Annotated in this window: 12 protein-coding genes and 1 riboswitch; of the genes, 5 read left to right on the top strand and 7 right to left on the bottom strand. The window is 60.5% G+C overall.

Translation table 11 applies throughout. The features are described 5' to 3' along the window. Positions 1-17: 17 nt before the first annotated feature. A riboswitch (cobalamin riboswitch) is annotated at positions 18-252 on the bottom strand. A 152-nt stretch (positions 253-404) separates the two neighbouring features. Together C9422_RS23620 and C9422_RS23615 are read left to right on the top strand one after the other, a co-directional pair. After that, on the top strand, positions 405-989 hold the full coding sequence (locus tag C9422_RS23620) for a hypothetical protein (RefSeq protein WP_116582326.1): 585 nt from the start codon (positions 405-407) through the stop codon (positions 987-989). 66 nt (positions 990-1055) lie between these two features. Next, a complete protein-coding gene (locus C9422_RS23615; protein WP_116582325.1) occupies positions 1056-2369 on the top strand; it encodes a sorbosone dehydrogenase family protein in 1314 nt (437 codons plus the stop codon). A gap of 126 nt (positions 2370-2495) precedes the next feature. Here C9422_RS23615 and C9422_RS23610 read toward each other — a convergent pair whose 3' ends face one another. The 6 genes from C9422_RS23610 to C9422_RS23585 form a co-directional block, all read right to left on the bottom strand. Further along, positions 2496-3158: a class I SAM-dependent methyltransferase gene (locus C9422_RS23610; RefSeq protein ID WP_116582324.1), complete on the bottom strand. Its 663-nt coding sequence runs from the start codon at positions 3156-3158 to the stop codon at positions 2496-2498. An 18-nt stretch (positions 3159-3176) separates the two neighbouring features. Then, the gene (locus C9422_RS23605) at positions 3177-3713 is read right to left on the bottom strand and encodes a C40 family peptidase (protein WP_110662246.1); all 537 of its coding nucleotides are present in this window, start codon (positions 3711-3713) and stop codon (positions 3177-3179) included. Positions 3714-3878: 165 nt separating this feature from the next. Next, positions 3879-4511: a C40 family peptidase gene (locus tag C9422_RS23600; protein ID WP_057715813.1), complete on the bottom strand. Its 633-nt coding sequence runs from the start codon at positions 4509-4511 to the stop codon at positions 3879-3881. 221 nt (positions 4512-4732) lie between these two features. Further along, positions 4733-5437, bottom strand: coding sequence for a DnaA regulatory inactivator Hda (hda, locus tag C9422_RS23595; RefSeq protein WP_007898944.1), 705 nt, complete (start codon positions 5435-5437; stop codon positions 4733-4735). Positions 5438-5668: 231 nt separating this feature from the next. Then, positions 5669-6742 carry an AI-2E family transporter gene (locus C9422_RS23590; RefSeq protein ID WP_116582323.1) on the bottom strand — a complete coding sequence of 358 codons (1074 nt, stop codon included), beginning with the start codon at positions 6740-6742 and terminating at the stop codon, positions 5669-5671. A 36-nt stretch (positions 6743-6778) separates the two neighbouring features. Beyond that, complete coding sequence (locus C9422_RS23585) at positions 6779-7837, bottom strand: DUF2066 domain-containing protein (RefSeq protein ID WP_116582322.1); 1059 nt, start codon at positions 7835-7837, stop codon at positions 6779-6781. Positions 7838-8220: 383 nt separating this feature from the next. Here C9422_RS23585 and purM point away from each other — a divergent pair, with 383 nt between their 5' ends. Genes purM through C9422_RS23565 form a run of 3 tightly spaced genes read left to right on the top strand, consistent with a single transcriptional unit; the run spans position 8221 to position 10651 of the window. Beyond that, the gene (gene purM, locus C9422_RS23575; RefSeq protein WP_008049708.1) at positions 8221-9279 is read left to right on the top strand and encodes a phosphoribosylformylglycinamidine cyclo-ligase; all 1059 of its coding nucleotides are present in this window, start codon (positions 8221-8223) and stop codon (positions 9277-9279) included. After that, positions 9279-9929, top strand: coding sequence for a phosphoribosylglycinamide formyltransferase (purN, locus tag C9422_RS23570; RefSeq protein WP_007977542.1), 651 nt, complete (start codon positions 9279-9281; stop codon positions 9927-9929). The genes purM and purN overlap by 1 nt, the downstream gene beginning before the upstream one ends. 8 nt (positions 9930-9937) lie before the next feature. Continuing rightward, the gene (locus C9422_RS23565; RefSeq protein ID WP_007977541.1) at positions 9938-10651 is read left to right on the top strand and encodes a DUF3108 domain-containing protein; all 714 of its coding nucleotides are present in this window, start codon (positions 9938-9940) and stop codon (positions 10649-10651) included. Between the two features lie 132 nt (positions 10652-10783). Here C9422_RS23565 and C9422_RS23560 read toward each other — a convergent pair whose 3' ends face one another. Then, a complete protein-coding gene (locus tag C9422_RS23560; RefSeq protein WP_116582321.1) occupies positions 10784-12409 on the bottom strand; it encodes a methyl-accepting chemotaxis protein in 1626 nt (541 codons plus the stop codon). Between the last annotated feature and the right edge of the window lie 29 nt (positions 12410-12438).

Here is a 12438-nt window from a genome sequence, read left to right as displayed (position 1 = left end):
TGGCATCGCCCACCGTGATGCCGCTGGATGAATCAGGCCGGTCTCCGGGCTCATGAGTGGCGCGAAGCCAGACTGCGCGCCTTCCCGCATCGAATCGACACAGTGGCATCAGACACAGTTTTCACTCATTTACCGTTGCGGGGGCAGCGCCGGAATGGCGGGTCTTCGACCAACGGAAGAACGCGCTTCACCGGCTTCCCTGTTTCACTCTGTCGACCCAAGTCACAGAGCACCTGAAACAAGCCGCGAAGGTTAGAGGGTTGGGGGTGGAGCGTCAATTAAAGCCGGGAGGCCACCCACCGAATAACGGTCGTCAATCAAAAAACTGACGCCAATCTTGTGCCTCGCCCTCAGCAGTGATATCAAAGAGCCATACCTCACAACACAATAATAAGGGTGAGCCCATGCAAGGCATGATCATCAGCAATCCAAAGCTGGAATTCCTGCGTCCTGTGCTCGAGCGCTGGTTCGAATGCATCGACCGCTACAACGCCGTCCGCGGTGATGGCGACACCCCCTACTGGCACGACGAAAAAGCCAATCTCGGACTGCTGTCGGCCGCCGCCTGGATGGCCGAGATGGTCACACTGCAACAGACACCCACCCGCAAGCAGACCGAAGAAGGTGAACGCAACAGCCGCGCCGACCTGTTCCTCGCCTCGTCCGAAACCCGCGCCTACATCCAGGCCAGCCAGCGTTGGCCACGGGTCAACAGCCTCAATCTGAGCCAGGCCCTGCTCGACATCGCCAGCGATGCGAAGCGCCTGAGCCACGCCAGCGACCTGAAACTCGGCTGCCTGTTCGTCGCCCCGCAAAAAGCCCAGCAAGGCGCGACACCGGAAGAACTGCAGGACATGGTCGACGATCTGCAAAAGGAACACACCTGCGCGGTCGCCTGGTATTTCCCTTATGCCTACCGCAAGTTGCGCAATGAAGCCGGTAACTATCACCCCGGCATTGCGGTGCTGTTCAAGGAAGCACGCGGCTAGAGGTTGAACCATTGGACGACGACGCGTCTCTATGATTAGAACAAGGCATTCATAGGGAACACCCGTATGCGCACGCCCCCGCTCGTTCTCGTTATCGCGATCTGCGGAGGGCTCGCCGGTTGCAGTGAGACCGCCGGCCTGCAAGTCTCCGACGGCACCGGCACCTCTCCTCAACTGCCGCCCCCCAACAAAACCCTGCTCCCGACCGTGAACATCGCCCCGGCCATCGGCTGGCCCCAGGGCGCGAAACCCGTCGCCGCCGCGGGCACTCAAGTGGCCGCTTTTGCCGAAGACCTGGATCACCCCCGCTGGCTTTATGTGCTGCCCAACGGCGACGTACTGGTGGCGGAAACCAACGCGCCACCCAAACCCGAAGACGGCAAAGGCATTCGCGGCTGGGTCATGAAGAAAGTCATGGGCCGCGCTGGAGCTCGCGTGCCCAGTGCGAACCGCATCACCTTGCTGCGCGACAAGAACCACGATGGCGTCGCGGAAACCCGCACGGTGTTTCTGCAAAACCTCAACTCGCCCTTTGGCATGACGCTGGTCGGCAATAACCTGTATGTGGCCGATACGGACAGCTTGCTGCGATTCCATTATGAAAACGGCGATACGTCGATCAACTCGCCGCCGGTCAAAGTGGTCGACTTGCCGGGTGGGCCGCTGAACCACCACTGGACCAAAAACGTCATCGCCAGCAAGGACGGTCGCAAGCTCTACGTCACCGTGGGCTCCAACAGCAACGTCGCGGAAAACGGCATGGACAAGGAAGAAGGTCGTGCAGCGATCTGGGAAGTGGACCGCGCCACCGGCCAAAAACGGATCTTCGCCTCGGGCCTGCGCAACCCCAACGGCATGGCCTGGGAACCGCGCAGTGGCGTGCTGTGGACCGCGGTCAACGAGCGGGATGAAATCGGCAGCGACCTGGTCCCGGACTACATCACCTCGGTGAAGGACGGCGCGTTCTATGGCTGGCCGTACAGTTACTACGGCCAGCATGTCGATATTCGCGTCGAGCCGCAAAACCCCGACCTGGTGGCCAGGGCCATTGCTCCGGACTACGCCGTCGGCCCACACACGGCATCACTGGGCCTGACCTTCGCTGAAAACAGCAAGCTGCCGGCGCCGTTCACCCAAGGGGCCTTCATCGGGCAGCACGGCTCCTGGAACCGTAACCCCCACAGTGGCTACAAAGTGATTTTCGTGCCGTTCAGCGCAGGCAAACCTGCGGGACAACCGATTGAAGTGCTCAGCGGCTTTCTCAACGAAAAGGAAGAAGCCATGGGCCGCCCGGTGGGCGTGGTGATCGACCGGCAGGGCGATCTGCTGGTGGCTGATGATGTGGGGAACAAGGTGTGGCGGGTGTCGGCTGCTAGGTAACGTTATCACTGAAACATAAAAAACCTGTGGGAGCGAGCTTGCTCGCGATGAGGCCAGCACACTCAACATCCTGGTTGACTGACATGCCGCCATCGCGAGCAAGCTCGCTCCCACATGATTTCCAGCTCAACGTTTGCGACAGAGTGTGAGCCCGTCACCCAACGGCAACAACGACAGATCCACCCGCACATCATCCTTCAACGCCAGGTTGAGCGCCTGGATCGCCCGGGTGTCCGCGCTCTCGGGGCTGGTCTCAAGCACACGCCCGCTCCACAGGGTGTTGTCGAACACCGCCAGCCCACCGACCCGCAGCAAACGCAGGGCATGCTCCAGATAACTCGGGTAGTTGGCCTTGTCTGCATCGATGAACACCAGGTCGAACTGCCCGCCCTGACCTTGCCGCTCAAGCTCGGCGAGGGTTTCCAGTGCGGGTGCCAGGCGCAGGTCGATCCGCCCGGCGAGCCCCGCTTCCTGCCAGTAGCGCCGTGCAATGGCGTTGTAGTCGCCGGGAATATCACAGCACATCAGCGAACCGTCAGCCGGCAATGCCGCCGCCATGCACAGCGCGCTGTAACCGGTGAACGTACCGACTTCGAGCAAGCGCCTGGCGCCGGTCAGCTTCACCAGCAAAGCGAGAAACTGTCCCTGCTCCGGCGCCACCTGCCAGCGTGCCATCGGCAGCGCCTGGGTCTCATCGCGCAAGCGCTTGAGCAGTGGCGTTTCGCGCAGGGAAACATCAAGCAGGTATTGATACAGGGCGTCGTCGAGATTCAGCGTGCGAGCAGTCATGAGCAGCAGCTCCGGACGTTACGGGTTGCGCGCCAGATGCTCAGGCTGCAGAACACGCTTGGCGCTCAGGTAAGCCTTTTGCCAATAGGTCTTGGACAGGCTGTCGAGCTTTACAGTGCCGCCGGTGGCCGGCGCATGGACAAAACGCCCTTCTCCCACGTAGATCCCGGCATGACTGACCTGGGAACCGCCATTGGTAGCGAAGAAAAGCAGGTCGCCGGTTTGCAGGCCTTCCTTGCCGACATTCGCCGCTTGCATGGAGATCATCTCGCGCGTCGTGCGCGGCAAGGCAATACCGGCGACATCGCGATACACATAGGCGATCAGGCCGCTGCAATCAAATCCGGAATCCGGTGTGTTGCCACCCCAGCGATAAGGCGTACCCACCAGACCGAGTGCGCGAAACAGCACGTCTTCCGCTTCGGGCGAAAAAGCTTGCGGGGAACCAAACACGATGGGCGCGCGAACCACCGGCGCGGGAGGCGGTGTGCGGCTGGCGCAGGCACTGAGCAGCGCGGCGAAGAACATGATTGCGAGGCGGGCCGACGTCGTCATAAGCAGAGCATCCTGATCTGGCTGCGGCTTTTTCTGCCGGGAGTGCAGAAAAGAAAACCGCCTGCGCGGGACGCAGGCGGTTTGCCATCATTAATAGATCAGGATTCTAGCTGCTATGGGGCAAACTTCAAGTAAGACTTTAAGTTCACCCTACAAACTGTGCACTTATTTGCGGGCAGTGACGATTGGTGACGCGTTAGGTGCCATCGCCAGGGCGCGCTTGGCCTCGATGAAGGTCTTGCTCCAGTAACTATCGCCCAGGCTATCGATGCGCACACCACCGCTGCGGCGGCTGCTGGAGTGGATGAACTGGTTGTCACCCAGGTAGATACCGGCGTGACTGACACGACCACGACGACCGTTGGTTGCGAAGAACAGCAGATCGCCCGGCTCAAGCTTGCTGCGCGAGACCAGCGGAGCGTCCACGTTGATCATTTCGCGAGTGGAGCGTGGCAGGTTCATGCCCGCTTCTTCGCGGAACAGGTAACCGATGAAACCGCTGCAATCGAAGCCGGCTTCAGAAGTGCCACCGAAACGGTAACGGGTACCGATCAGGGACATGCCGCGTTCGAGGATGCTGTCGGCCAGGACCGGAAGCTGGTAGGACTTGCCGCCGGCGAAGTCTGCGAGTTCTTTTTCGGTGGCCAGCTCTTCCTGAAAGAGAGCGGAAGACTGGGCAGTGGCCGAGTTTTGAACCTGCTGTTGCGGCGCTTGCTGGGCCACTGGAGTGTGGGCAGCGCAACCGAACAACAGGGTGACGAGTGCGAGAGGCACGAGGGGTGCGAAGCGATTTAGCATGGGCACGACCGTGGCTGAAGTTGTAAAGAAGTCGAGACTATGCCCGCTATCGACCTCATTTGCAAATTCAATCAATCTTTTTGTGACTTATTGGTTTCTCGTTTACATCTAAGCGCTTAAGCCCATTTTAAACATGCACGCGGCCTGCAACCTTGCAGGAAAGCGGAATTTCTGGCGCCTGAAATATGCCGAAACGGCTGTAAGCCCCGGTTTCAGAGGGTCTACCAGCCGAGGGTTTCTTTCAAAAACGGGATTGTCAGCTTGCGCTGAGCCTGGAGGGAGGCCTGATCGAGACGCTCAAGCAACTCGAACAGCGCACTCATGCTGCGGGTACCGCGAGTCAGGATGAAATGCCCGACCTCATCGGTCAGGTGCAGTCCGCGACGGGACGCGCGCAATTGCAGGGCACGCAATTTGTCCTCATCGGACAGTGGACGCATCTGGAAGATCAAGGCCAGGGTCAGGCGCGACTTGAGGTCTGCCAGCTTCACCGGCAACTCGCGCGGTGATGTCGACGCGGCAATCAGCAGGCGCCGGCCGCTGTCGCGCAGCCGATTGAACAGATGGAACAGCGCTTCTTCCCAGTCCGCCTTGCCGGCAACCGCCTGCAGGTCATCGAGACAGACCAGTTCGTATTGCTCAAGGTTATCGAGAATCTCAATACCGCGATCGAGCAGCTCGGCCAGCGGCAGATACACCGCAGGCTCTCCCAATTGCTCGAAGCGCAGGCAGGCAGCCTGCAACAGGTGCGTACGCCCTACCCCATCCTTGCCCCAAAGGTAGATCAGGCTTTCGGTCCAGCCGGCGTCGGCTTCGCATAGCCGCTCGACATAGCCGAGTGCAGCGGCATTGGCGCCTGGGTAGTAGTTGATAAAGGTGGCGTCGTCACGCAGACGCACACCTAGGGGCAACTGAATCGGTTTCATGCTGACTGAACAGTTCCAAAGGAACCGTTAGTGGCCTCTGTGTAAAGTTTGCGAAGTTTATACCCGTGAAGCGGGCCGCACAATGCGATAGACCACAAGCAAAATCAAAGGTTTGCGTTAACGCACCGGTTTTATGACAGTTTCTTTGGCGGTGCATGTGACAGTCGCGCTGTGTAATCAGGCGGACCCGGCACGAACCCGAGGCAGCCCGCCATCGCCCATCGACACCTTTTACAGCTGCTGTTCGTCAACGCCCCCGTAGATATCGGAATCCTTATACAAATCTTGCACATGGCGAACCAGCACCATGATCACCGCGGCGACCGGCAATGCCAGCAGCACACCGGTAAAGCCAAACAGCTCCCCCCCGGCCAGGATCGAAAAAATCACCGCCACCGGGTGCAGACCAATCCGGTCACCGACCAGCAGCGGCGTCAGCACCATACCCTCCAGCGCTTGGCCGACCATGAACACCGCGACAATGCCGAGCATCGGGTATAGATCGCCACCGAACTGGAACAGCCCTGCAATCAGCGCCGCACCGATGCCGATGATAAACCCCATGTACGGCACGATCGCCGCCAGACCGGCAATCATGCCAATCAGCAAGCCCAGCTCCAGCCCGACCAGCATCAGGCCTGCCGCGTAGATCACCCCCAGGGCCACCATGACCAGCAACTGGCCCCGAATGAACGCACCGAGTACTTCATGGCATTCACCCGCCAGCGACACCGCGCGCTCCTCACGATCACGGGGCAGCAGGTTGCGGACCTTGGCCATCATCAGGTCCCAATCGCGCAACAGGTAGAAGCTCACCACCGGGATCAGCACCAGATTCGCCAACCAGCCAATCAACGCCAACCCCGAGGCCGTCGCATGACTCAGTACCACACCGACAACATCAGAGGTCTGACTCATATGCTCGCCGATGGCGGCCTTGAGCCTGTCGAACTTCCAGAAGCCCTCCGACAGACCGAATTTCGATTGCGCCCAGGGCAATGCCGTGTGCTGCAGCCAGTCGAGCATCTGCGGGGCCAGCTCATACAAGCGAAACAGCTGCCGGGCGAGCAACGGCACCAGGACCAACAGCAGCGCGGTCAGGATCAATGTAAACAGGGCAAATACCGCCACTACACCCCAGGTGCGAGACAGCCCCGCCTTCTCCAGTCGATCCACCAGCGGGTCGAACAGATAGGCCAACAGCAGGGCCACCAGGAACGGCGTCAGGATCGGATGCAACAACCAGACAAAAACACAAAGCAGGACCACCCCACCGAGCCAGAACCAACGCCGCGTATCGGCCATGAACCACTCCATTGCTTCTATATAAAGAGAGAAAAACTACCAGCGAAACCGCAGTTGCGGTGTCACCGCTGGCGCAGGCGCCTGGGCTGGCACCGCACCACCAGCGGCCGGTTGAACCGGCACTGCCGGAGTCGGTGCCTGAGCCGCCGGCGTTTCCTGCAACCGTGCCAGCGACAGTTGCGCACGCAACTGCTCGGCGCTGCCATTGACCCGGTAGACGATCCGGTCGCCGTCGACGCTTTGCACGCGCCCGCCAAATGGCTCCAGCAAGCGCCCAAGGGACGCGTAGTGCTCAAGATTCATGCCTTGCACTTCCAGCAATTGCGCGCTCGAAGCACCGGGCTTGGCGACAAACCGCGGCGCCAGGCGCTCATTGACCGCCAGCATCACCGCATCGGCCACGGCGGCCTGATCGGCGCCCTGCACGCTGCCTGCCTCTTTTTTATCCCCCAGCCACAATTGCCACTTGGCTTGCCACTGCCCGCCCTCCTCTTTGGCGTGCACCGCGAGCAGGGCGTCGGCGTTGTAGCGTTCCGATGCCGCAAGCAAAGGGCCGGAATCTGCGCCTTCCAGATTCGGCGCGGTCGCGACGATCTGTTCGTTCAGGTCCGCCAATGGCAAGCGCAATGGCAAGCCCCGGTGCTGGGCAGCCCGACGCAGCGGCGCCGCACTGGCCTGGCCGTCGCCCACCAGGCTTGAACCCTCGGTGGAATCGTTGAGCCACCAGCCGAGGATCGACGGCCGATTGGCCCCCCACATGGCCAGGCCGGCGCGGCGCAGGGCCTGCTCGGTGGTACCCGGGTCGAAATCGACTTTCAGGACTTCCGGCGGACCGGCTTCAAAGCCGTATTGGCTGATGATCTGTTGCGGATCTTTGCGAATCGCCGCCAGCCCCGGATTTTGAGCGGCCTTGGGGTCACCGGTCAGGCGCAACACCAAAGTGTCCAATGCTCGTTGAGTCGCCTGGTCACGCTCCTCGGGCGACTGGCCATTCACCGGCTCACGTACCTGATAAAGGCCTTTGACGGTTTCGGCATGACTGATCAGGCTGACCACTGACAAACAACTCACAAGCAAGAATTTACAAAAACGCATGGAAGATTCCTGACGACAAGAGCGGCTGGAACAGACCGCATGAAGACGATCGAGCAAGGCTGTGACCATTGCCCGACGCAAAACATTCACACGTTCCGGGTAAGTTTTCGCACTGTCATAACGATAGACGGTTAATCGCGACACCTTATACAGCCATGCAGGATGCCATCGACACCGCGCATCAACGTTTTTTTTAACGGATATGGCCCTGCTGTCGGCCTGAGGATGGCCGCTGCGGCTCAAGCCTGATAAAATCGCGCGCCTTCGCAGACCGGCAACAGCCGGGCACTTTCGAAATTCGCGTGAGGCAATCGCCTTCGTCGATTTCGGCGGCCCCGCTGGACTCGGTCGTTACCCCTGAATCCCCCCTAAAGGCCTGGATCATGAGCAAGCAACCCTCCCTGAGCTACAAGGACGCCGGTGTAGACATCGACGCCGGTGAAGCATTGGTCGAACGCATCAAGAGCGTCGCCAAGCGCACTGCGCGCCCGGAAGTCATGGGCGGCCTGGGCGGTTTCGGCGCCCTCTGCGAAATCCCGGCCGGCTACAAACAGCCTGTGCTGGTTTCCGGTACTGACGGCGTCGGCACCAAGCTGCGCCTGGCATTGAACCTGAACAAGCACGACAGCATCGGCATCGACCTGGTTGCCATGTGCGTCAACGACCTGGTGGTGTGCGGCGCCGAGCCACTGTTCTTCCTCGACTACTACGCCACCGGCAAACTGAACGTCGACACCGCTGCCCAGGTTGTTACCGGCATCGGCGCTGGCTGCGAACTGTCGGGCTGCTCGCTGGTGGGCGGTGAAACCGCTGAAATGCCGGGCATGTACGAAGGCGAAGACTACGACCTGGCCGGCTTCTGCGTCGGCGTCGTGGAAAAATCCGAAATCATCGACGGCTCCAAGGTTGCTGCCGGCGACGCCCTGCTCGCCCTGCCGTCTTCCGGCCCGCACTCCAACGGCTACTCGCTGATCCGCAAGATCATCGAAGTGTCCGGCGCCGACATCGAAAACACCCAGCTCGACGGCAAGCCGCTGACCGACCTGCTGATGGCCCCGACCCGCATCTACGTGAAGCCGTTGCTCAAGCTGATCAAGGAAACCGGCGCGGTCAAAGCCATGGCCCACATCACCGGTGGCGGCCTGCTGGACAACATCCCGCGCGTTCTGCCAAAAGGCGCGCAGGCTGTGGTTGACGTGGCCAGCTGGAATCGTCCGGCCGTGTTCGACTGGCTGCAAGAGAAAGGCAACGTCGACGAGAACGAAATGCACCGCGTGCTGAACTGCGGCGTGGGCATGGTCATCTGCGTGGCTCAGGAGCACGTTGAAGCCGCCCTGAACGTTCTGCGCGAAGCGGGCGAGCAGCCTTGGGTCATCGGCCAGATCTCCACCGCTGCCGAAGGCGCGGCTCAGGTAGAACTGAAGAACCTCAAGGCTCATTGATGTCTCAGACCTGTGATGTGGTGGTGCTGTTGTCCGGCACCGGCAGTAACTTGCAGGCCCTGATCGACAGCACGCGGACCGGCGACAGCCCGGTCCGCATCGCTGCGGTGATTTCCAACCGCGCCGACGCCTACGGCCTGCAACGCGCCAGGGACGCGGGTATCGACACCCGCACCCTGGATCACAAGGCTTTCGAAGGTCGCGAGGCCTTCGATGCCGCGCTGATCGAACTGATCGACGCCTTCAACCCCAAACTCGTGGTACTGGCCGGATTCATGCGCATTCTCAGCGCGGGTTTCGTACGCCACTATCAGGGTCGCCTGCTCAATATCCACCCCTCACTGCTACCCAAATACAAAGGGTTACACACTCATCAGCGCGCGCTGGAGGCCGGCGACGCCGAGCACGGCTGCTCCGTGCACTTCGTCACCGAGGAACTCGATGGCGGACCACTGGTCGTACAGGCTGTAATACCGGTAGAGTTACAGGATTCGCCGCAGAGTCTGGCGCAGCGGGTCCATGTTCAGGAACACCTGATCTACCCGATGGCTGTACGCTGGTTTGCCGAAGGTCGTCTGGCCCTCGGCGAGCAAGGTGCTTTACTGGATGGACAGCTACTCGCGGCCAGCGGCCACTTGATTCGAAACTAGGAGATTTTATGCGTCGCGCCCTGCTCTTCGCTTGCGCTCTGCTCGCTTTGCCCTTCGCTCAGGCGGCAGAACTTCAACCCTTCTCCGCCAGCTACACCGCCGACTGGAAACAGCTCCCCATGAGCGGCACTGCCGAACGCAGCCTCGAAAAAACCAGCGACGGCAAATGGAAACTGAGTTTCAAGGCATCGATGATGATTGCCAGCCTGTCCGAGGAAAGCACCCTGACCCTGGACAAGGACACGCTTCTTCCGGAGTCGTACCACTTTGAACGTGGCGGCCTGGGCAAGGCCAAGAAATCGGATCTGGATTTCGACTGGAACACCAAGATGATCACCGGCACCGATCGCGGTGACGCCGTCAAGCTTCCACTCAACCGCGGCATGGTCGACAAGTCCACCTACCAGTTGGCACTGCAACATGATGTCGCTGCCGGCAAGAAGACCATGAGCTATCAAGTGGTCGATGGCGGTGAAGTCGACACCTATGACTTCCGCGTGCTGGGTTCGGAAAAAGTCGACACCAAGGCCGGTCAGATCGATGCGATCAAGGTTGAGCGCGTGCGCGACCCGACGCAGAGCAAACGCATCACCGTGATGTGGTTCGCCAAGGACTGGGACTACCTGCTGGTCCGCCTGCAACAGGTCGAAAACGACGGCAAGGAGTACAACATCATGCTCCTGGACGGCAAGGTCAACGGCAAGACTGTCAAAGGCAGCTGATCCGGATCGACACAAAAAGCCCCGCCATCGCGGGGCTTTTTTTAAGTCAAAAGATCGCAGCCTTCGGCAGCTCCTACATGGATCGCATAAACCTGTAGGAGCTGCCGAAGGCTGCGATCTCTTGATCTTCGATCAGACCGAGAAACGTGCCACCAGCGTATTCAGGTCCACCGCCAAGCGCGACAACTCCTGACTCGCCGCACTGGTCTGATTCGCTCCGGCCGAGCTCTGTTGCGCCAGGTCTCGGATGTTCATCAAGTTGCGATCGACCTCCCGCGCCACCGCCGCCTGCTCCTCCGAGGCACTGGCAATCACGATGTTGCGCTCATTGATCACCGTGAATGCCGAGGCGATGTCTTCCAGGGCAACCCCCGCCGCTTTTGCCGCCTCCAGCGTGGAGCGCGCCCGGGTGTTGCTCTGCTGCATCGAGCTGACGGCCAGGTCGGTACCCTGCTGGATACCGGTGATCATCTGCTCGATTTCCCGGGTCGATTGCTGGGTGCGATGCGCCAGGGCGCGCACCTCATCGGCTACTACCGCAAACCCGCGCCCGGCCTCCCCGGCTCGCGCGGCTTCGATCGCGGCGTTCAAGGCCAGCAGATTGGTCTGTTCGGCAATCGCGCGAATCACGTCCAGCACGGTAGTGATGCCATATACCTTCTGCGCCAGATCTTCGACCTGAGCGACGTTGGTCGTGACATCTTCAGCCAGAGACTCGATCGACAGCACCGTCTGGTGCACTTGTTCGCGGCCGTGCTGGGCAATGCGGTCGGACTCGCGAGAAGCTTGCGACGTTGCTGCGGCATTGCTCGCCACCTCCTCCACGGCAGCGGTCATCTGATTGACCGCCGTGGCCGCCTGCTCGATCTCCAGGCTCTGCTGATGCAGGCCTCGGGTAGCGTCTTCCGTGACGCAACTGAGCTCTTCCGAAGCCGAAGCCAATTGACTGGATGAGTCGGATATACGCTGGATGGTTTCGCGCAAACTCTGCTGCATGCTCTTGAGCGCGTGCAGCAGTCGCGCGGGCTCATCCTTGCCGGAAATGCTGATGGCTGCAGTCAGGTCGCCGCCGGCGACCACCTCCGCCACTTTCAATGACTGTGACAACGGCAACACGATGCTGCGCGTCAACAGCAGCGCCAGGCCAATGGTGATCAACGCGGTCACACCGATCATTACCCCGACCCAGACCCGCGACTGGCTGAACACCAGGCGACCCGCTTCGGTTGCCAGATTGGCGCTGTGCCGATTGAGCTCGACCAGCTCCCTGAGCGTAACCGTGATTTCATCGGCCAGAGGATTCATCTCGCCATTGAGAATGGCCGCCGCCTCTTCCACCCGTCCCTGGGTAGCTTCGGCCATCACCTGGCTCTGAAACTGCAGATACTTTGCTTCGGCGGCCTTGAAGCGGTCGAACAACACGCGCTCTTCAGGCAGCACGATCAACTTGTCATAACGTTGCTGTGCACCATCGAGGACAGTTTTGAGATCGTTGATCTTGCTGACGTTCTGCGCCTGTGCCTGCGGGTCGCGATTGATCAGCAGACGCATGGTCAATGCTCGCAGCCGCAACATGTCCTGACTCATATCACCGACCGCCATGACACTGGGCAGCCAGTTGTCATCGACTTGATCGGACTGCGCCCGCATGTTCGACATCTGCAGCAGAGCGAACGCACCCAAGCCAAAAACCATCAACGCCAACAGGCCAAAACCGAGACTCGCACGCGGCGCAATATTGAGACTTCTGATACTCATTCCCCTGGTTCCTTCCAAAAGCGCTGCGT

The organism is Pseudomonas sp. B1(2018), assembly GCF_003097365.1.
Classification (GTDB): Bacteria; Pseudomonadota; Gammaproteobacteria; order Pseudomonadales; family Pseudomonadaceae; genus Aquipseudomonas; species Aquipseudomonas laurylsulfatiphila.
Note: the sequence above shows the minus strand (reverse complement) of the source record. Positions and strands in the feature narration are given on the sequence as shown.